Here is a 19,852-nt window from a genome sequence, read left to right as displayed (position 1 = left end):
CGCCGTTACTGGCTCGCCAGCTGCGCCTGGGTATAGAAGCCGTCCTTCACGACGATGTCGACGTTGCGCTTGGTCAGCAGCGTCGGCTGCAGCAGCACCGTGTCGACCTTCTTCTTGCCGTTGTCGTATTGCGCGTTGAACGCGGGCTTCGTGCCCTTCGCGAGATCCACCGCGAGTTTCGCCGCTTCGCTCGCGATCAGCTTGAGCGGCTTGTAGACGGTCATCGTCTGCGTGCCGGCGATCACGCGCTTGACCGCCGCGAGGTCCGCATCCTGCCCGGACACCGGCACCTTGCCGGCCAGATGCTGCGCGGCAAGCGCCTGGATCGCGCCGCCCGCGGTGCCGTCGTTCGACGCGACGATCGCGTCGATCTTGTTGTTGTTCGCGGTCAGCGCATCCTCGACGATCCGCAGCGCGTTCGACGCGCTCCATTCCGGCACCCACTGCTGGCCGACGATCTTGATCTCGCCGCGATCGATCGCCGGCTTCAGCACCTTCAGCTGTCCTTCACGCAGCATCTTCGCGTTGTTGTCGGTCGGCGCGCCGCCGAGCAGGAAATAGTTGCCCTTCGGCTTCGCGTCGTAGACACCCTGCGCCTGCAGCTCGCCCACCTTCTGGTTGTCGAACGAGATGTACGCATCGACGTCGGTGTCGAGGATCAGCCGGTCGTACGACACCACCTTGATGCCCGCCTTGCGCGCCTCGGCGACGACGTTGCCGAGCGTCTTCGAATTGAACGGCACGATCACGATCACGTCCACGCCGCGCGAGATCAGGTTCTCGATCTGCGAGATCTGCCGCGCCTCGCTCGCGTCCGCGGACTGCACGGACACTTTCGCGCCGAGTTGCGTGGCGGCGGCCACGAAATAGTCGCGGTCGCGCGACCAGCGCTCGACGCGCAGGTCGTCGATGCAGAAGCCGATCTCCGGCTTGTCCTTGCTCGCATGCGCGAGCGGCGCGCCAAGCGTGAGAGCCGCCAACGTAGCGGCGCCTGCCAGCGCACTCAATACGGTACGACGCGTTACGGATTTCATGTCTCCAACTCCTCTCTTTATTGGACAACCCCACGAACGCCGGGCGGCCGCCGAAGCACGCCGCCCATCGTCTAGCCACCGCACGGCACGGCGTTATGCCGCAAGGCCCGTGCTTGTCGCAAACACCGGTTCGAGCGCGCGATACAGCGCGCGAAACGTCGGCCGCCGCGCGTCGCGATACCACGCGTGGCGCGCCATGTCAGGTTCGCGCACGGCCACCACCGGCGGCTGCGGACACACCGCGTCGAGCGGCGCATCCGGTTCGAGCGCGAGATGCGCAAGCCGCGCGGCGCCGAGCGCCGGGCCGACTTCGCCGCCCGCGCGCAGCGTCAGCGCGCGGCCGCTCAGGTCGGCGAGCATCTGTGTCCAGTACGCGCTGCGCGAGCCGCCGCCGATGACCGTGATGCCGTCGGGCGCGAGCCCGGCCGCATGCAGCGCGTCGATTCCGTCGAGCAGCGCGAAGCCGACGCCCTCGAGCGCCGCGTTCGCGAGATCCGCGCGCTGCGTGTCGGGCGTCAGTCCGTAGAACACGCCCTTCGCGTTCACGTCGTTGTGCGGCGTGCGCTCGCCGCTCAGATAAGGCAGGAACCACGGGCGGTCCGCGCGTGCGTTCGTCTCGGCGTCGGCGAGCAGCGCCCCAACGCCGTCGTAACCGGCCAGTTGCGCGGTGAAATCGACGCAGCCGGCCGCATTCAGCATCACCGACATCAGGTGCCAGGTGTGCGGCAACGCATGACAGAAGCTGTGGACCGCCGATTCGGGATTCGCGCGAAAACCGTCCGACACCGCGAAATAAACGCCCGACGTGCCGAGCGACAACAACGCATCGCCGGGCCGCACGATGCCGACGCCCACCGCGCCGGCCGCGTTGTCGCCGCCGCCCGCGACGACCGGAATCTCGCGCAGCCCCAGCGCGCGCGCCACCGCCGGTTGCAGTGTGCCGGTGATGCGGTTGCCCTCGAACACGGCGGGCATCTGCGCGCGCGACAGCCCGCACGCGGCGAGCAGCGTGTCGTCGTAGTCGCGTTTCTCGACATCGAGCCACAGCGTGCCGGCGGCATCCGACGGATCGGTCGCGAACACGCCGGTCAGCCGGTAGCGCAGATAATCCTTCGGCAACAGCACGTGGGCGATCCGTGCGAACACGTCCGGCTCGTGACGGCGCACCCACAGCAGCTTCGGCGCGGTGAAACCCGGCATCGCGAGGTTGCCGGCGACAGCGCGCAGCGTGGGCGCCAGACGCTCGAGTTCCGCGCACTCGGCATCCGCGCGGCCGTCGTTCCACAGGATCGCGGGGCGCAGCACGTCGCCGCGCGCATCGAGCAGCGTCGCGCCGTGCATCTGCCCGGTCAGGCCGAGCGCGTCGATGTCACGCGGATCGATGCCGGCCGCGCGCGCGTCGGCGACGAGCGCCGCCAGCGTGCCGCACGCCGCGTCCCACCAGTCGCGCGGCGCCTGCTCGGACCAGCGCGGCCGCGGCCGGCTCACCGACAGCGGCCGGCTCGCGCTGGCCCGCACCGCACCGTCGCGGTCGAGCAGCACGGCCTTCACGCCCGAGGTGCCAAGATCGAGTCCGATGTACATGGCGTCAGCGCAGCCCGTAGATCGCCTGGTTCACGATGTTCTCGAGCCGCTCCTGCGCGCCGCTCGCATGCTGCGGGTTCACGCCGCGCGCGAGCGCGTCGGCGGCAAGCGACTCCAGCGTGTAGGCGCCCGACAGGATCTCGCGGCCGAATGCGCTGTCCCACTGCGCGTAACGCTGCCGGCGCAGCGCGTCGAGCCGGTCGTTCCCGACCAGCACGGCCGCGCGCTCGAGCGCGAGCGCAAGCACGTCGATTGCGCCGACGTGGCCGTAGAACAGGTCTTCCGGATCGACGCTCTGGCGTCGCACCTTCGCGTCGAAGTTCATGCCGCCGGTGGTAAAGCCGCCGTGGCGCAGGATCTCGTAGAACGCGAGCGTCAGTTCCTCGACGCTGTTCGGGAACTGGTCGGTATCCCAGCCGTTCTGCGGATCGCCGCGATTCGCATCGACGCTGCCGAACACGCCGAGCGCGAACGCGTTCGCGATCTCGTGATGGAACGAATGGCCGGCGAGCGTCGCGTGGTTCGCTTCGATGTTCACGCGGATTTCGTTCTGCAATCCGTATTGCGTGAGGAAACCGTGCACGGTCGCGACGTCGTAGTCGTACTGGTGCTTGGTCGGCTCCTGCGGCTTGGGCTCGATCAGCAGCGCCCCTTTGAAACCGATCCGGTGCTTGTGCTCGACGACCATCGACAGGAAGCGGGCGAACTGCTCGCGCTCGCGCACGAGATCGGTATTGAGCAGCGTCTCGTACCCTTCGCGGCCGCCCCACAGCACGTAGTTCTCGCCGCCGAGCCGATGCGTCGCGTCGAGCGCATGGCGCACCTGGGTCGCGGCCCATGCGAACACGTCGGGGTTCGGGTTGGTCGCCGCGCCCGCCGCGAAGCGCGGATGCGAGAACAGGTTCGCGGTGCCCCACAGCAGCCGGACGCCCGTCGCCTGCTGGCGCTCGCCCAGGTAGTCGGTCATCCGCGCGAAGTTCTCGACATACTCGTGCAGGCTGTCGCCTTCCGGCGAGACGTCGGTGTCGTGGAACGTATAGAACGGCGTGCCGAGCTTCGTGAAGAACTCGAACGCTGCATCGGCCTTCTGCCGCGCCCGCTCGAGCGGGTCGCCCGGCTGCTGCCACGGCCGCCGGAACGCACCCTGGCCGAAGATGTCGTGGCCGGGCCACACGAACGTGTGCCAGTAGCACACCGCGATCCGCAGGTGCTCCTCGAGCGTCTTGCCGAGCACGAGCTTCGTGCGGTCGTAATACCGGTAGGCAAGCGGGTTGTCCGACTGCGGACCTTCGTAGCGAATCGCGGGAATATGTTCGAAATACGACATGGCGTCTCCGTCCGGTTTCTTGTTGCAGTGCGGCGCGCATCGCGGCGGCGTGCGGGCCGAATTCGATCTGGCTGGATCGTGCCCGCGCGCCCCGTCGCCCGCAATTGCGAAATTGCGCAGCACGCTTAACGTTTCTTGCCAGCGCGCTGCGCACGGCACGCGTTCCGTCCTACAATCGCCGGACAGCAGACAACCGCGCGGCTTCGCCCGCGCGCCCGGAGACAACGGCGCGACGCCACGGACGGCGCGCGCCTCGAGACCGAGATGAACCGCGCCCCTTCCACCCAGACGCCGCACCGCATCGCGCTGCTGTTCAACGCGAACAAGGTCTACGACCGCGAGATCATCAGCGGCATCGGCCAGTACCTGCGCTCGACGCGCGTGGTGTGGGACCTGTTCCTCGAAGACGACTTCCGCTGCCGGCTTGCCGGCATCGAGCGCTTCGACGGCGACGGCATCATCGCGGACTTCGACGATCCGGCCGTCGCCGACGCGCTCGCCGGCTCGCCGCTGCCGATCGTCGCGCTCGGTTCGTCGTACGAGGATCCGGCGCAGTATCCGGACGGCGTGCCGTATATCGCGACCGACAACGCCAAGCTCGTGTCGCTCGCGTACACGCACCTGATCGGCGCCGGGCTGCCGCACTTCGCGATGTATAGCCTGCCCGTCGCGCAGCAGAACCGCTGGGCGCAGCAGCGCGAGCTCGCGTTCGACGGCCTCGCGCGCGCGGACGGCGTCGACGCGCCGATCTACCGCGGGCTGTCGACGAGCGCATCGGGGTGGAACCACGCGATCGAGCAACTGATCGGCTGGCTGCATGCGCTGCCGAAGCCCGTCGGCGTGATCGCGGTGACCGACGCGCGCGCACGGCACCTGCTGCAGGCGTGCCTGATCGCGGGCCTCGCCGTACCGGAACAGGTCGCGATCATCGGCATCGACAACGACCCGCTCACGCGCACGCTCACGCGCATTCCGCTGTCGTCCGTGATCCAGGGCACCGAGGAAATGGGCCGCACGGCCGCGCACCTGCTGCACCAGATGCTGGGCGGCGCGCGTTTTCCCGACCGGCGGATTCTCGTGCCGCCGGTCGGGATCAACGTGCTCGATTCGACCCGCCACCAGCCGGTCGCGAGCCCGCATGTGATGCGCGCACGCCACTTCATTCGCCAGTACGCGTGCCAGGGCATCAAGACCGAGCAGGTCGCCGATTACGTCGGCGTGTCGCGCTCGCTGCTCGAAGAGCACTTCCGGCGCGAACTGCAGCGCACCGTGCACCAGGAAATCCTGCGCCACAAGCTCGAAGCGGCGCAGGCGCTGCTCGCCGGCAAGCAGGCGTCGAGCGCCGAGGTCGCGATCCGCTGCGGGTTCACGTCGGTCCAGTACATGTACGCGGTGTTCCGGCGCGAGCTGGGCTGCACGCCGCGCGAATACCAGGAGCGCGCGATCGCCGCGCACTGAAGCCTGCCGTTTACATCGAATCCACTCATGCACATCGATACCGATTCCCCCCGCCCGGCACCCGGCGTCGCACGCGTGCCTTCCGAGCCGTGGGGCACGCTGCCCGACGGCGACACGGTGCGGCGCTATACGCTGCGCAACACGCACGGCATGCGCGTCGTCGTCAGCGACCTTGGCGCGACCGTCGTGTCGTGGCTCGCGCCCGACCGCACCGGACGCTTCGCCGATATCGTGCTCGCGCACGACACGCCCGCCGAGTATGTCGAATCGGGCGCCTATCTCGGCGCGACGGTCGGCCGCTGGGCGAACCGGATCGCCGGCGCGCGCTTCACGCTCGACGGGGTCGACTACCTGCTCGATCGCAACGAGAACGGCAATCTGCTGCACGGCGGCGCGAGCGGGTTTCACCGGCAGCGCTGGGAAGTCGTCGACGACTGCGGCGGCCTGACGCTGCGGCTCGACTCGCCCGAAGGCGACGCGGGTTTTCCGGGCAACGTGAGCGTGCAGGTTCGGTATGCGCTCGACGACGACGGCACGCTGACGATCGACTACACCGGCGTCACCGACGCACCTACGCCGCTCAACCTCACGAATCACAGCTACTTCAACCTCAGCGGCCGCGCGGGCAGCGACGTGCGCGGCCACGTGCTGAGCATCGACGCCGATGCGTTCCTCGAAGTCGACGACGCGCTGATCCCGACCGGCACCGCGGACGTGACCGGCACCGCTTTCGATTTCCGGCAGAGCGCGCCGCTCGGCGCGCGCCTCGACTGGCCGCATGCGCAACTCGCGCGGGCGCGCGGCTTCGATCACTGCTTCGTGCTGCGCGACGGCGCGCGCTCGGTCAGGCCCGTCGCCGGCATCTACGATCCCGAAAGCGGCCGCGAACTGGTCGTGTCGACCGATCAGCGCGGCCTCCAGCTCTATACCGGCAACTATCTGGGCGGCTTGCGCGTGAGGGGCGGCGCGCAGTGCGCGCAACACGCCGCGCTGTGCGTCGAAGCGGGCGGCTTCCCGGATCAGGTCAACATGGCCGACCTGCGCGACGACGTCATCCTTCATCCGGGCGCCGTCTATCGTCAAACGACCCTGTACCGGGTAGCCGTTCGCGCGTAACGCGCGCGCCGGCCGTCTTCTACAGGCACCGGCGGCCAGGCATCGGCCGCACCGCGCGCCGCGGCTCCGTTGCCCGTCACGGCGCGGCGCGCGTCGTGCGATCCACTACTCGCACTACACGCGCCGCATCGTCGACACCAGCGCCGCCGCGTCCTCGCCCGGCTCGGCCGGCCGCGGTTGCGCGGCGTCGCGCTTCGGCTGCTGCGCGCCGAGCCCCGTGCCGCCCGTGCGCCGCCGCGTTGCATGCCGCTCGATGACCCGCTGCAGCACGCAGAACACGCACAGCAGCGCGCCGATCACGATCCGCGTCCACCACGAACTCAACGTGCCGTCGAATGTGATCAGCACCTGGATCGTGCCGAGGATGCCGACGCCGAACACCGAGCCGACCACGTAGCCCACGCCGCCGGTGAGCAGCGTGCCGCCGATCACGGTCGCGGCGATCGCGTCGAGTTCCATCCCCTGCGCCTGCAGCCCGTAACCCGACAGCACGTACAGCGTGAACACCACGCCGCCGAGCGCCGAGCACAGGCCGCTCAGCGCGTAGACGCCGACCTTCGTGCGCGCGACCGGCAGCCCCATCAGCAGCGCCGAACGCTCGTTGCCGCCGATCGCGTACACGTTGCGGCCGAACCGCGTGAAATGCGCGACGTAGATCGCGACGGCCAGCGTCGCGAGCGCGATCAGCGCGCCCGCGCTCAGCGTGCCGCCGCCGACCGGCACGCTGATGCCCGCGACCGCATGAAACGTCCGCTCGTTGATCGTGATCGACTGCGTCGTGATCAGGAAGCATGCGCCGCGCGCGAGAAACATCCCGGCCAGCGTGACGATGAACGGCTGCAGCCGGAAATAGTGAATCAGCGCACCCATCGCCGCGCCGTACAGCGCGCCGAACGCGAGCACGAGCGGCACGATCACCCACACGGGCCAGTGCAGCCGCTCGGCGCCGATCGCGCAGAATATGGTTGTCAGCGCAACGACCGAGCCGACCGACAGGTCGATCCCGCCCGACACGATCACGAACGTCATCCCGATCGCGACGATCAGCAGGAACGCGTTGTCGACGAGCAAGCCGGTCAGCACCTGCATCGAGAAAAATCCCGTGTACATCACGGATCCGAAGCCGAACAGCGCGGCAAACAGCACGATCGTCACGACGATCGGCAGCGTGCGCGGGTCGGCGAGCCGGCCAAGGAATCGGGTCATCGGGGCGTGGCTCCAGGGGTGGCGCGCGAACGCGCGGAGGGCAGCAGTCGCGACGCGTGCCGGACGACGAGCGCACGCGCCACGTCCGACTGGATCAGCGTCACGACGATCACGACGACCGCCTTGACGACCAGCGTCGCCTCCGGCGGCACGCCGATCGAATAGGTCGTGTAGGTGAGCGTCTGGATGATCAGCGCGCCGAGCACCGAGCCGGCGAGGCTGAAGCGGCCGCCGAGCAGCGACGTGCCGCCGAGCGTCACCGCGAGGATCGCATCGAGTTCGAGCAGCAGCCCCGCGTTGTTGCCGTCGGCGCTGCGCACGTTCGAGCTCGCGAGGATGCCCGCGATCGCCGACATCACGCCGGAACACAGGTACACGCCGAACACGACCGCGCCCGAGCGCAGCCCGACGAGCCGCGTGGCGACCGGGTTCACGCCGATCGCGCGGATGAACAGCCCGAGCGCCGTGCGGTTCACCAGCAGCGCGGTCGCGGCGATCGTCGCGACCGCGATCCACACCGAGCACGGCACCGTCGCCAGATAGCCGCCGCCGAGCGCGAGATAGCCGGGCGCGCCGATCGGAATGATCTGGCCGCCCGTCAGCAATTGCGCGACACCGCGGCCGGCCACCATCAGGATCAGCGTCGCGATGATCGGCTGCATCCCGACGAACGCGACGAGCAGGCCGTTCCACGCGCCCGCGAGCACCCCGACGCCGAGCGCGGCGGCCAGCGCCGTGCCGACCTGCGACGGATCGGCCTCGAGCACGATCGCCGCGGCCGCGCCGGCGATCGCGACGATCGCGCCGACCGAGATGTCGATCCCGCGCGTCGCGATCACGAGCGTCATGCCGAGCGACACGATCACGAGCGGCGCCGCACGGTTCAGGATGTCGATCGGCGCGCCGAACAGGTGGCCGTCGAGCAGCGCGATCGACAGGAAGCCCGGACGATGCGCGACGTCGAGCGCGAACAGCAGTACAAGCGTCAGCACCGGCCACGCAAGCGGATGACGAAACAGCGTGCGCACACGCATCATGACTGGCCTCCCGCGATCAGCCGGTAAACCTGCTCCTCCGACGCGTCGGCGCCGGTCAGTTCGGCGACCTTGCGCCGGTCGCGCAGCACCGCGATCCGGTGGCTCACGCGCACCACTTCACCGATCTCCGACGAGATGAACAGGATCGCGAGCCCGGTCGCGCACAGCGCGAGCACGCGCTCCATGATGTCGAACTTCGCGGCGACGTCGATGCCGCGCGTCGGCTCGTCGAGGATCAGCAGCTTCGGGTCCGTCGCGAGCCAGCGCGCGAGCAGCACCTTCTGCTGGTTGCCGCCCGACAGCAGCCCGATCGGCTGCTCCGCGTCGCGCGCCTTGATGCCGAGCCGCGCGATATACGTGTCGGCGATCTCGCGCTGACGTGCGCGCCCGATCAGCCGCCACCAGCCGCGCCGCGCCTGCAGCGCGAGGATGATGTTCTCGCGGATCGACAGCGCGGCGACGATGCCCTCCTTCTTGCGGTCTTCCGGGCAATACGCGATTCCGTGCCGGACCGCATCGTGCGGCGACGCCAGCCGCTTGCGCGTGCCGTCGATTTCGATCGCGCCGGTGTCGGTGCGCTCCGCCGCGAACGCGAGCTGCGCGGTTTCGGTGCGCCCCGAGCCGAGCAGCCCGGCCAGCCCGACGATTTCGCCGGGCCGCACATCGAGATCGAGCGGGCTCATCATCCCGCGCCGGCCGACCTGCTGCATCGACAGGAACGGCGCGGCCGTGCCGGCGGTGCGCTCGACCGCGGCGGCGCCCGCCTGCAGCGTATCGGACATCCGTTCGCGGCCGGTCATCTTCGCGACCAGCACATCGACCGGCAGGTCGCGCGCCAAGTACTCGCCTTCGCGTTCGCCGTTGCGCATCACGGTGATCCGGTCGGACACCGCATAGGTCTGCTCGAGGAAATGCGTGACGAACAGGATCGCGATGCCCGACGCCTTCAGCCGGCGCAGCACGGCGAACAGCCGCGCGACCTCGCCGTCGTCGAGGCTCGACGTCGGCTCGTCGAGAATCAGCACGCGCGCATCGACCGACACGGCGCGCGCGATCGCAACCATCTGCTGGACGGCGATCGGATACGCGTCGAGCGAGCGCGTGACGTCGAGCGACAGGTCGAGTTCGGCCAGCGCGGCGCGCGAGCGCGCATGGATCGTGTTCCAGTCGATCGCGCCGCGCCGCATCGGCTGCCGGCCCGCGAAGATGTTCTCGGCGACCGACAGGTTCGCGCACAGGTTCACTTCCTGGTAAAGCGTCTGGATCCCGGCCGCCTCGGCCTCGCGCGGCGCGGCGAAGCGCACGGGCTCGCCGCCGACGCGAATCTCGCCCGCGTCGTGCGCATGCACGCCGGTGAGCACGTTGATCAGCGTCGACTTGCCCGCGCCGTTCTGGCCCATCAGCGCGTGGATCTCGCCCGGAAACAGCCGGAAGTTCACGCGCTGCAGCGCGCTGACGCCCGGAAACGACTTGTCGATGCCGATCATCTCGACCACCGGCTGACTCGTCATGAACCCTCCCTCGAAGCGGTTGCCGGACGACGGCATGTCACGCGTGACACGCCGCCGCCCGTGCGGACCATGTCAGTATTTGCGGGTCGGCAGCACCTGCGCCGCGACGTTCATCGGGAACACCGTCTCGTTCGTCACGATGCGCTTGGGCAGCTGCTTGCCGGCGGCGACGTCCTTCACCGCGCTCATCAGCTGCGGGCCGAGCAGCGGGCTGCATTCGACATCGACGTTGATCTTGCCGGCAATCATCGCCTGGAAGCCGCCCTTCGTCGCATCGAACGACACGACGGTCAAGTCCTTGCCGGGCTTGATCCCGGCCTCTTCCATCGCCTGGATCGCGCCGAGTGCCATGTCGTCGTTGTGCGCGTAGACGACGTTGATCTGCTTGCCGTAGGTCTTCGCGAACGCTTCCATTACCTGCTTGCCGCCGGCGAGCGTGAAGTCGCCGCTCTGCGACGCGATCACCTTGAACTTCGGGTTGTTCTTGATCACTTCGAGCAGGCCCGCGCGGCGATCGTTGGCCGGCGCGGAGCCGACCGTGCCCTGCAGCTCGACGATGTTGATCGGGCCCGCGTCGTTCTTGTAGTGCTCTTCCATCCAGTGGCCGGCGCGCCGCCCTTCCTCGAGGAAGTCCGAGCCGATCATCGTCACGTACAGCGACGGGTCCTTCACGTCGATCCCGCGATCGGTCAGGATCACCGGGATATGCGCGGCCTTCGCTTCGGTCAGCACCGGCTCCCAGCCCGATTCGACGACCGGCGAGAACGCGATCACGTCGACCTTCTGCGCGATGAACGAGCGGATCGCGCGGATCTGGTTCTCCTGCTTCTGCTGCGCGTCTGAGAATTTCAGGTTGATGCCGGCGTCCTTCGCCGCGCCCTTCACCGACACGGTGTTAGCGGTGCGCCACGCGCTTTCCGCGCCGACCTGCGAGAAACCGAGCGTGATCGGCTTTTGCTGCGCGAATGCGCCGGGCGCGAGTACCGTCGCCGCGGCGACGATCGCACCGGCCGCCAGCTTCCTGATGAATGTCATGGTCCGTCTCCGATGATGTCGTTGTATGCCGCGACGCTGTTCTGGTTCTGCTTGGCGCGCGGTTCAGGGCTGGGCCTGCCGGCCCGGCATGTATACCCCGGACCAGTCTAGGAACAAGTCCGATAACCTTCCAATGAAATCTTGGATTGAAGCGATATCGGAATCGGCATAAGTATAAACACCTAAGCGCGTGGGGAAGTCTGGCGTGGCAGCGGTGTCGGGCCGGCCGGGTCGTTTTGTACGCGTGAAGGCCGGCGCATTAGGGCAATGCGCCGGCCGCGTCAGGATTCCGTGGGCGGAATGACGGCAGGCAGCGGAAGAAAGGGAAACGTATATAGCACCCTTTTTCCACCAATGAGCGGCACGCTTGCCTGTCGGCCCTTTACCCGGGCATTTCACCACCCCAGATGAATCGGAAGAAATATGGAATCAGAAAGATGCCATTTCAGCATTAATCACATCTTTGGAGGCCAATTAAATTGGCGATCCGACGCCACCCGAAACTTTCCCTAAAATTAGAATTTTTTATTTTACTTAAATCTAAATTAAATTAATTTTATTTAAATATGTTTGCAATATAGTGGCGGACGATGTAGAGGTAGAAGACCAATATCAATGCCGACACCACAGTCGCCGCGACTCTCTGTCTTGCTGCAGATTTCGATTTGGCAGGTTGCCGCGTCAGCATCCCTTTTTCTCTCATTCTATTTGCGGCAAACAACACTGCGGCCAATGCCCCCGCTCTGACAACTGCATCTGTAATGGTCATTTTTATATGCTTTGTATTGGGTTGAATGGAAAGCAATTGACAACAAACCCACCAATAAAATGAATGCCAAGCATTAAAAGCAAATATTGCCTCGCCGAAAGATAATGCAGACCCAGGAAAATAACGGGCGGCATATCATTCCATATTCCAATTTCCGAACCACTCTTAAGCTTCAGTTTTCGCACCCCTCGGTCATAGGATCTGCGCAACCGATACACTCCTATTACGCAAAATTACGTGCAAGAATACTATGAAAGCGACTTTCTCGAATAAGGGTTAACCATCGGGCGCGCCGACTCGGTTCTCATCAATAGGCGCCGGATACAAAGTAGTCGTCGAAAGCATCTGTGTTTATGCTTCATGAATCCCTCTTTCTTATAAGTGGGCTAGTGGAGAGATTGATCACACCGTGCCGCCTTCATTGGATAGATTCAGTTTGTCGAGCAGCGCCGAGCGTCACCGACTCGCCACGTGAACTAACGAGTAGGCATACGATCGTGTTTGTGGCTAACACGGGGCAGGAAGTGACGGTAGGGACGTATTTGTGGGCCTCAAGCGCCGCCGATGCTGCTGATGAAACTGGGCGACGGGCTGCCCGGGCAATCGAATAGCGCTGCCGATCGATAACGTTTCCTTGTCGCCGCAAACGGAATTTCTTGTTGGACGCCGAATTTCGGCGATCGAACACTGCGGGGCATCGCGTCGGGGTCCGACCGACGCAATGCAAGGGCCCGGAGCCCCAACGCAGGAGACAACCATGCCGGTAGCAGGAAGCGCCATCAACGTTCGCGAATTCATCGACGAGCGCCCGGTCAGCCCGTTTCAGTGGCTGGTCGGATTGCTGACCTTCGTCGTGATCTCGCTGGACGGCTGGGATACCGTCATCATCGGCTTTGTCGTGCCGGAGCTCATCAAGGAATGGGGCGTCACGAAGAATGCGCTGGCGCCGGTGCTCAGCGCCGCGTTGTTCGGTCTTGCCGCGGGTGCGCTGCTCGGCGGGCCGATTGCCGACCGGTTCGGGCGCAAGCGCGTGCTGGTCGCGAGCGTGCTGATCATCGGCGTCGGGACGCTCGCCACCGCGCATGCGACGTCGCTCGCGACGATGCTGCCGATCCGGTTCGTCACCGGGCTCGGGCTGGGCGCCGTGATTCCGAACGTGGTGACGCTGTGGTCCGAGTACGTGCCGGAACGCCGGCGCTCGTTCCTCGTGACGGTCGTGTACAGCGGATTCACGGTCGGCGCCGCGCTGTGCGGCTTCATCGCGGCATGGATCATTCCCGGTTACGGATGGCGCGCGATGCTGACGGTGGGCGGTGCGCTCGCGGTGCTCTGCGTGCCGATTCTGATGCTCTGGTTGCCCGAATCGGTCGCATTCCTGACGGTTCGGAACAAGCGTCCCGACCTGATTGCGCGGATTCTTTCCGCGATCGGCCGCACGCATGTGCGTGCCGATACGCGATTCTTCCTGCCCGCGCAGCCCAGGGTGAAAGGCGGCGCGATCGGCACGATCCTGTCGAAGCGCTACATCGCCGGCACGGCCCTCATCTGGCTGTGCTATTTCGTCGGGCTGTTCGTCACCTACCTGCTTTACAACTGGCTGCCGACGATGGCGAAAGACGCCGGTTATACGAGTGCGCAGGGCGCCATCATGGTCGGCTTCCTGAACTGGGGCGGCACGCTGGGTTCGATCGCGATCGGCTGGCTGATGGATCGCTTCGATCGCTATTACACGGTCGCGGCGAGCTTCTGCCTGGCGGCACTGTCGCTGTGGGCCGTGCACGGGATGCAGTCGACCTTCTGGGCGTTGCAGGTCCTCGCCTTTGCATGGGGATGGTTCATTCCCGGCACCAATACCGGCATGAACGCGCTGACCGCGCGCTTCTACCCGACCGTTGCGCGCTCAACCGGATTGAGCTGGATGCATGCATTCGGGCGGCTGGGCGCCATCGGCAGCGCGTTTGCCGGCGCGGCGATCCTGAGCGCGGGGCTGGGGCTCAGCCAGATTCTGCCGATCATGGCCGTGGCGCCGCTGTCCGGTGCGGTGGCCGTGGTCGCGATCGCAGGGCTCGTGAAGCGCTGGACGCTCGCCGATGAATCGGCGGCGGCGGCGGTGCCTTCGGCGGCCGAGGTTTCGCCGAATACCTGACGAGGTATTGAAGCCCGGGAGCCGAGGAAACGGCACGCGCTTTCCGGGTATTGCCGGTGAACCGGCCGCCTTCACGATCGCTCGCTTGCCCGAATTCCAGACGCGCGCCAGCCGCCCCCGCAACCAGGCAGCATGACGGCCATCGCGGCAAGACTCGACGAGACTCAGTTCCGGCGGGTCGCCGCCTTCCTGTCAGCCTCGCCGCCCTGATTCGAAACGACGCCGGCGGCATGCGGCCGCGCATCACCGTTCACCCGCGTCGGGTTCAACTCGCGCAGCACGCTAGCGCGTCCACCATCGTCATCGGGCAGTTGCGGCATTCCGCGCGCAAAGGCCGGCGCGACCGCCGCCGCGAGCAGCGCGGCGATCGCCAGTCGGGAAAGAACCTTCATCGCCCGACTCCCGTTTCACTGCGCGCTGACGGCCGGCACGGACGTCGACGCGGTCGCGGTGCCCTGCTCGCCGTGCGCGATCGCATACAGCTCGCGATTGCGTGCGATCGTCCGCGTGCTCGGCGGATAGTCCCAGTTCGACGTGGGCACGGTGCCGTCGCGCTGCGCCTGGACGAGCTCGGCGATCACGTCGGCGCGGGTCGGGCCCGACGACGACGTCTGTGCGAAAGCGGCGACCGGCGTGCCGATTGCGAGTGCGAGCAGCGCGGCGGCTGCGATCAGTCTGCGATTCATGATGAAACTCCCCAGTACGGTTCGATGAGGACGCATCGTCGATGCGCCGCCGGCGGAACCGCGGATGCGATTCGCCGCCTGACCCGTTCATTCTGGTGATCGCGGCCGGCGCGACGCTGACCGCCGGATGACAATCCTGAAATCTGCGGCGCCGCACGCAGATAACAGCTTCGTAATCTTCGAGTCAGGGCCGGGTCAACGCGGCATCGTCAGACTGCACGCTCGCCGCATCGCATGCGGCACCCCTGTCCTGCTTCGAGGAACAACATCATGTGGATCGTCCGGCTCGCGTTGCGCAGGCCCTATACGTTCGTCGTGCTCGCGCTGCTGATCTTCATCGCGGGACCGCTCGCGCTCCTGCGCACGCCGACCGACATCTTCCCGAACATCGACATCCCGGTCGTCAGCATCGTCTGGTCTTACAACGGCTTCTCCGCCGAGGACATGGCCAAGCGGATCACGTCGAACTACGAGCGCGCGCTCACGTCCGACGTCGACGACATCGAGCACATCGAATCGCAGTCGCTGAACGGCGTGTCGGTCGTGAAGATCTTCTTCCACCCCGGCGCGGACATCAATCGCGCGATCGCGGAAGCCGCCAGCAACTCCGCATCGATCCTGCGGATCCTGCCGCCCGACACGCTGCCGCCGAACATCATCACGTACAACGCGTCGACGGTGCCGATCCTGCAGCTCGGGCTGTCGAGCGACACGCTCGCCGAGCAGCAGCTCTACGACCTCGGCAACAGCTTCATCCGCACGCAGCTCGCGACCGTGCAGGGCGCGGCCGTGCCGCTGCCGTTCGGCGGCAAGATCCGCCAGATCGTCGTCGATCTCGATACGCGCGCGCTGCAGGCGAAGGGGCTCGCGCCGATCGACGTCGTGAATGCGATCAACGCGCAGAACCTGATCCTGCCCGGCGGCACCGCGAAAATCGGCACGCGCGAGTACAACGTGCAGATGAACGGCAGCACGCAGACGGTCGCCGCACTGAACAACCTGCCGGTGAAAACGATCGGCGGCAGCGTCGTCTATGTGCGCGACGTCGCGCACGTTCGCGACGGCTACGCGCCGCAGACCAACATCGTGCGCGCCGACGGCAAGCGCGCGGCGCTGCTGACCGTCGAGAAAACCGGCAGCGCGTCGACGCTGACGATCATCGACCAGGTCAAGGCGATGCTGCCGAAGATCGCGGCCGGCCTGCCGAAGGCGCTTCATATCTCGGCGCTCGGCGATCAGTCGGTGTTCGTGAAAGCGGCGGTCCAGGGCGTCGTGCGCGAGGCGCTGATCGCCGCGTGCCTCACCGCGCTGATGATCCTGCTGTTCCTCGGCAGCTGGCGCGCGACGCTGATCATCGCGGTGTCGATTCCGCTCGCGGTGCTGAGCTCGCTGCTCGCGCTGGCCGCGCTCGGCCAGACGATCAACATCATGACGCTCGGCGGGCTCGCGCTCGCGGTCGGGATTCTCGTCGACGATGCCACCGTCGCGATCGAGAACATCACGCACCACCTCGAACGCGGCGCGCCGCTCGAAGACGCGATCCTGACCGGCGCGGGCGAGATCGCGGTGCCGACCTTCGTGTCGACGCTGTCGATCTGCATCGTGTTCGTGCCGATGTTCCTGCTGACGGGCGTCGCGCGCTACCTGTTCGTGCCGATGGCCGAAGCGGTGATCTTCGCGATGGTCGCGTCGTATTTCTTCTCGCGCACGCTGGTGCCGACGCTCGCGATGGCGCTGATGCGCGCGAAGGGGCACGGCCGGCCGCCGCGCGGCGTGTTCGCTCGGGTCGCGCGCTTCCAGGCCGCGTTCGAACATCGCTTCGAGGCCGTACGATTGCGCTATCGCGCGCTGCTGTCGGCGGCGATCGCGCGCCGCCGCCGTTTCGCGGCGGCCTTCCTGCTCGCGTGCGTCGCGTCGACCGCGCTGTTCGCGTTCGCCGGCCAGGATTTCTTCCCGTCGGTCGACACGGGCGAGATCCGCCTGCACCTGCGCGCGCCGACCGGCACGCGGATCGAGGAAACCGCGCGCCTGACCGACGAAGTGGAAGCGCGCATCCACGACGTGATTCCCGCGAACGCCATCGCGAGCGTGCTCGACAACATCGGCGTGCCGGTGAGCGGGATCAACCTCACGTACGACTCGTCCGACCCGATCGGCACCGAGGACGCGAACGTGATGATCACGCTGAAGCCGAACCATGCGCCGACCGCGGCCTACGTCGCGAAGCTGCGCAACCTGCTCGCGCAGTCGTTCCCCGGCGTGACGTTCGCGTTCCTGCCGGCCGACATCGTCAGCCAGATCCTCAACTTCGGGCTGCCCGCGCCGCTCGACATCCAGATCGTCGGCAACAAGCTCGACCAGAACCGCGCGGTCGCGAACGCGCTGCTCGCGAAACTGCGCGGCGTGCGCGGTCTCGTCGACGCGCGCATCCAGCAGCCCGGCGACGAGCCGGCCATCAACGTGAACGTGGACCGCACGAAGGCGATCCAGGCGGGCCTCGAACAGCGCGACGTTGCGCAGAACCTGCTGATCGCGCTGTCCGGCAGCTCGCAGACGACGCCGAACTTCTGGCTCGACCCGCGCAACGGCGTCAGCTATCCGCTGCTGGTGCAGACGCCGCAGTATTCGGTCGATTCGCTGCAGGCACTCGCGAACGTGCCGCTGCCGGCCGGCACCGCGCGTTCGCCGCAGACGCCGGCCGGCGGCCCGGCCGCCGGCGCGCCCGCGCAGAACCTGCTCGGCGCGCTCGGCAGCTTCTCGCGCGCGACGCAGCAGGCGGTCGTATCGCACTACAACGTGCAGCCGGTGCTCGACCTCTTCGCGTCGGTGCAGGGGCGCGATCTCGGCGGCGCCACGGCCGACGTGACCCGGCTCGTCGACGCTGCGCGCGCGCAGTTGCCGCCTGGTTCGTCGATCGTGCTGCGCGGCCAGGTGCAGGCGATGCACGAATCGTTTGCCGGGCTGCTCGGCGGCCTCGCGCTCGCGATCGCGCTCGTCTACCTGCTGATGGTCGTCAACTTCCAGTCGTGGCTCGACCCGCTCGTGATCGTCGGCGGCCTGCCCGCGTCGCTCGCCGGCATCGCATGGATGCTGTTCGTCACGCGCACGACGCTGTCGGTGCCCGCGCTGACCGGCACGATCCTGTGCATCGGCATCGCGACCGCGAACAGCATCCTCGTCGTCAACGCGGCGCGCGAGCTGATCGCGGGCGGCGCGCCGCCGTGGCAGGCCGCGCTCGACGCGGGGTTCAGCCGCTTCCGCCCGGTCGTGATGACCGCGCTCGCGATGCTGATCGGCATGCTGCCGATGGCGCTCGGCCTCGGCGACGGCGGCGAACAGAACGCGCCGCTCGGCCGCGCGGTGATCGGCGGGCTCGCGTTCGGCACGCTGTCGACGCTGCTGTTCGTGCCCGTCGTGTTCGGCTTCGTCCATGCGTGGCTCGACCGGCGCCGCGATGCGGCCGCCGCGCGCCGCGCGCAGCACACACCGGCGCTGCGCTGATCGCGGCTTCATCTCGCCTTCCTTCGACTCGCCCGACCTCGAACCATCATGAACGACACGACCGAACCTCTCGCCCCGCCGCCGGCCGCCGAAGCGGACACGGCACCGTCCACCGCACGCGACACGGCGCGCGACACATCGCCGCCCCGTCGCGGCCGCAAGCTGACGGTCCCGCTCGTCGCGATCGTGGTGGCCGCCGCGCTGCTGGCCGCCGGCATCGTGCCGCGCATCGACGCGCGCGCCGCGCAACGCGTGCAGGTCGCCGCGCAGCATGCGCTGCCGGTCTCGGTGATCCTGCCGGGTCTCGCGCCGGCCGACCAGACGCTCACGCTGCCGGGCTCGGTGATGCCGTACGCGGAGGCGTCGATCTATGCGCGCACGAGCGGCTATATCGCGCACTGGAGCGCCGACATCGGCGCGCACGTGAAAGCCGGGCAAACGCTCGCGCAAATCACGGCGCCCGACCTCGACGCGCAATTGCGGCAGGCGCGCGCCGACGCGTCGACCGCACAGGCGAACTACGACTACGCGAAATCGACCGCGCAGCGCTGGCAGGACATGCTGAAGACGCAATCGGTGTCGCAGCAGGACACCGACACGAAGGTCGCCGACATGAACGCGAAGCGCGCGATGCTGGCCTCCGCGCAGGCGAACGTCGCGCACCTGACCGAGCTGGTGTCGTACGAATCGGTCGCGGCGCCGTTCGACGGCGTGATCACCGCGCGCAACGTCGACGTCGGCACGCTCGTCACCGCGGGCGGCACGCCGGGCAGCCCCGGCCTGTCCGGCGAGCTGTTCCATCTCGAACAGACCGGCACGCTGCGCGTGTTCGTCGACGTGCCGCAGGACAGCGCGGCCGGCGTGACGACCGGGACGTCGGTCTACCTGACCACGCAGCAGTATCCGGGGCGGCGCTTCGCCGCGCGCGTCGCGCGCAGTGCGGGCGCGATCGATCCGGTCACGCGCACGCTGCGCGTCGAGATCGACGTCGACAACGGCGACGGCGCGCTGATGCCCGGCGCGTATGCGCAAGCGCACCTGCTCGTGCCGAGCGCGGCTCCGGCGTTCGAGCTGCCGGTCAGCGCGCTGCTGTTCCGGCCGAACGGTGTGACGGTCGCGACCGTCGCCGCGAACGGCACCACCGCGCTGAAGACCGTGCAGATCGGGCGCGATTTCGGCACGCGGGTCGAGATCGTGTCGGGGCTCGCCGCGAGCGATCGCGTGATCGACAACCCGGGCGATTCGATAACCGCCGGCGAGACCGTGAAGATCGTGTCGGCCGCGCCGACGGTGCAGACGGGCCCGGCAACCGGTGCGACGGCAGCGTCCGGCGCAGCCGCATCGACGCCCGCCGCCGTCGCGGCGCCGGCTTCGATGCCGACAGCAGCGGCTTCAACGCACGCCCGAGGCTGATCCGCCCATGAAAACCCGCGAGATATCCG

At 67.6% G+C, this 19,852-nt stretch carries 15 protein-coding genes; 5 read left to right on the top strand and 10 right to left on the bottom strand.

Going from position 1 to position 19,852, the window contains the following annotated elements:
* Positions 1–5: 5 nt before the first annotated feature.
* The 3 genes from xylF to xylA all read right to left on the bottom strand — a co-directional run bounded on the left by xylF (position 6) and on the right by xylA (position 3,945).
* Entirely contained in the window at positions 6–1,034 is a 1,029-nt protein-coding gene (gene xylF / locus LXM88_RS01890) for a D-xylose ABC transporter substrate-binding protein (protein ID WP_262531500.1), read from the bottom strand.
* 93 nt (positions 1,035–1,127) lie between these two features.
* On the bottom strand, positions 1,128–2,618 hold the full coding sequence (gene xylB, locus LXM88_RS01885) for a xylulokinase (protein WP_262531498.1): 1,491 nt from the start codon (positions 2,616–2,618) through the stop codon (positions 1,128–1,130).
* 4 nt (positions 2,619–2,622) lie between these two features.
* A complete protein-coding gene (gene xylA / locus LXM88_RS01880; protein WP_262531496.1) occupies positions 2,623–3,945 on the bottom strand; it encodes a xylose isomerase in 1,323 nt (440 codons plus the stop codon).
* A 264-nt stretch (positions 3,946–4,209) separates the two neighbouring features.
* Between xylA and LXM88_RS01875 the strand changes: the two genes are divergently transcribed.
* On the top strand, positions 4,210–5,403 hold the full coding sequence (locus LXM88_RS01875; protein WP_262531495.1) for a XylR family transcriptional regulator: 1,194 nt from the start codon (positions 4,210–4,212) through the stop codon (positions 5,401–5,403).
* 27 nt (positions 5,404–5,430) lie between these two features.
* Positions 5,431–6,519 (top strand): aldose epimerase family protein, encoded by a 1,089-nt coding sequence (locus LXM88_RS01870; RefSeq protein ID WP_262531493.1) that lies wholly within the window; start codon positions 5,431–5,433, stop codon positions 6,517–6,519.
* A 114-nt stretch (positions 6,520–6,633) separates the two neighbouring features.
* On the opposite strand, the gene yjfF is transcribed toward LXM88_RS01870, so the two are convergent.
* The 5 genes from yjfF to LXM88_RS01845 all read right to left on the bottom strand — a co-directional run bounded on the left by yjfF (position 6,634) and on the right by LXM88_RS01845 (position 12,077).
* Positions 6,634–7,725: a galactofuranose ABC transporter, permease protein YjfF gene (yjfF, locus tag LXM88_RS01865; RefSeq protein WP_262531492.1), complete on the bottom strand. Its 1,092-nt coding sequence runs from the start codon at positions 7,723–7,725 to the stop codon at positions 6,634–6,636.
* Positions 7,722–8,762, bottom strand: coding sequence for an ABC transporter permease (locus LXM88_RS01860; RefSeq protein WP_262531490.1), 1,041 nt, complete (start codon positions 8,760–8,762; stop codon positions 7,722–7,724). Before LXM88_RS01860 ends, yjfF begins: the two co-directional genes overlap by 4 nt.
* Positions 8,759–10,273, bottom strand: a complete 1,515-nt coding sequence (locus tag LXM88_RS01855) for a sugar ABC transporter ATP-binding protein (protein ID WP_262531488.1) — start codon at positions 10,271–10,273, stop codon at positions 8,759–8,761. Before LXM88_RS01855 ends, LXM88_RS01860 begins: the two co-directional genes overlap by 4 nt.
* Before the next feature lie 72 nt (positions 10,274–10,345).
* Complete coding sequence (locus LXM88_RS01850) at positions 10,346–11,308, bottom strand: ABC transporter substrate-binding protein (RefSeq protein ID WP_047904419.1); 963 nt, start codon at positions 11,306–11,308, stop codon at positions 10,346–10,348.
* A 556-nt stretch (positions 11,309–11,864) separates the two neighbouring features.
* Entirely contained in the window at positions 11,865–12,077 is a 213-nt protein-coding gene (locus LXM88_RS01845; RefSeq protein WP_262531487.1) for a hypothetical protein, read from the bottom strand.
* A 757-nt stretch (positions 12,078–12,834) separates the two neighbouring features.
* Between LXM88_RS01845 and LXM88_RS01840 the strand changes: the two genes are divergently transcribed.
* Positions 12,835–14,223: an MFS transporter gene (locus LXM88_RS01840; RefSeq protein ID WP_262531485.1), complete on the top strand. Its 1,389-nt coding sequence runs from the start codon at positions 12,835–12,837 to the stop codon at positions 14,221–14,223.
* A gap of 164 nt (positions 14,224–14,387) precedes the next feature.
* Here the strand turns inward: LXM88_RS01840 and LXM88_RS01835 are convergent, their stop codons facing one another.
* Positions 14,388–14,615, bottom strand: a complete 228-nt coding sequence (locus LXM88_RS01835; protein WP_262531484.1) for a hypothetical protein — start codon at positions 14,613–14,615, stop codon at positions 14,388–14,390.
* 15 nt (positions 14,616–14,630) lie between these two features.
* A complete protein-coding gene (locus LXM88_RS01830; RefSeq protein ID WP_262531482.1) occupies positions 14,631–14,909 on the bottom strand; it encodes a DUF4148 domain-containing protein in 279 nt (92 codons plus the stop codon).
* 270 nt (positions 14,910–15,179) lie between these two features.
* Here LXM88_RS01830 and LXM88_RS01825 point away from each other — a divergent pair, with 270 nt between their 5' ends.
* Together LXM88_RS01825 and LXM88_RS01820 are read left to right on the top strand one after the other, a co-directional pair.
* Positions 15,180–18,410 carry an efflux RND transporter permease subunit gene (locus LXM88_RS01825; protein ID WP_262531481.1) on the top strand — a complete coding sequence of 1,077 codons (3,231 nt, stop codon included), beginning with the start codon at positions 15,180–15,182 and terminating at the stop codon, positions 18,408–18,410.
* A gap of 48 nt (positions 18,411–18,458) precedes the next feature.
* Positions 18,459–19,823 (top strand): efflux RND transporter periplasmic adaptor subunit, encoded by a 1,365-nt coding sequence (locus LXM88_RS01820; RefSeq protein WP_262531480.1) that lies wholly within the window; start codon positions 18,459–18,461, stop codon positions 19,821–19,823.
* Positions 19,824–19,852 lie beyond the last annotated feature (29 nt).

The sequence above is a fragment of the Burkholderia sp. S-53 genome (assembly GCF_025560745.1).
Lineage (GTDB): Bacteria > Pseudomonadota > Gammaproteobacteria > Burkholderiales > Burkholderiaceae > Burkholderia > Burkholderia pyrrocinia.
Note: the sequence above shows the minus strand (reverse complement) of the source record. Positions and strands in the feature narration are given on the sequence as shown.

What these genes read in the sequence shown, in the direction of transcription:
- LXM88_RS01850 (WP_047904419.1), bottom strand. Translation starts at nt 11,308, where the DNA reads ATGACATTCATCAGGAAGCTGGCGGCCGGTGCGATCGTCGCCGCGGCG.
- LXM88_RS01825 (WP_262531481.1), top strand. Translation starts at nt 15,180, where the DNA reads ATGTGGATCGTCCGGCTCGCGTTGCGCAGGCCCTATACGTTCGTCGTG.
- LXM88_RS01870 (WP_262531493.1), top strand. Translation starts at nt 5,431, where the DNA reads ATGCACATCGATACCGATTCCCCCCGCCCGGCACCCGGCGTCGCACGC.
- LXM88_RS01875 (WP_262531495.1), top strand. Translation starts at nt 4,210, where the DNA reads ATGAACCGCGCCCCTTCCACCCAGACGCCGCACCGCATCGCGCTGCTG.
- xylF (WP_262531500.1), bottom strand. Translation starts at nt 1,034, where the DNA reads ATGAAATCCGTAACGCGTCGTACCGTATTGAGTGCGCTGGCAGGCGCC.
- LXM88_RS01820 (WP_262531480.1), top strand. Translation starts at nt 18,459, where the DNA reads ATGAACGACACGACCGAACCTCTCGCCCCGCCGCCGGCCGCCGAAGCG.
- LXM88_RS01830 (WP_262531482.1), bottom strand. Translation starts at nt 14,909, where the DNA reads ATGAATCGCAGACTGATCGCAGCCGCCGCGCTGCTCGCACTCGCAATC.
- LXM88_RS01855 (WP_262531488.1), bottom strand. Translation starts at nt 10,273, where the DNA reads ATGACGAGTCAGCCGGTGGTCGAGATGATCGGCATCGACAAGTCGTTT.
- LXM88_RS01860 (WP_262531490.1), bottom strand. Translation starts at nt 8,762, where the DNA reads ATGATGCGTGTGCGCACGCTGTTTCGTCATCCGCTTGCGTGGCCGGTG.
- xylA (WP_262531496.1), bottom strand. Translation starts at nt 3,945, where the DNA reads ATGTCGTATTTCGAACATATTCCCGCGATTCGCTACGAAGGTCCGCAG.
- xylB (WP_262531498.1), bottom strand. Translation starts at nt 2,618, where the DNA reads ATGTACATCGGACTCGATCTTGGCACCTCGGGCGTGAAGGCCGTGCTG.
- LXM88_RS01835 (WP_262531484.1), bottom strand. Translation starts at nt 14,615, where the DNA reads ATGAAGGTTCTTTCCCGACTGGCGATCGCCGCGCTGCTCGCGGCGGCG.
- yjfF (WP_262531492.1), bottom strand. Translation starts at nt 7,725, where the DNA reads ATGACCCGATTCCTTGGCCGGCTCGCCGACCCGCGCACGCTGCCGATC.
- LXM88_RS01845 (WP_262531487.1), bottom strand. Translation starts at nt 12,077, where the DNA reads ATGACCATTACAGATGCAGTTGTCAGAGCGGGGGCATTGGCCGCAGTG.
- LXM88_RS01840 (WP_262531485.1), top strand. Translation starts at nt 12,835, where the DNA reads ATGCCGGTAGCAGGAAGCGCCATCAACGTTCGCGAATTCATCGACGAG.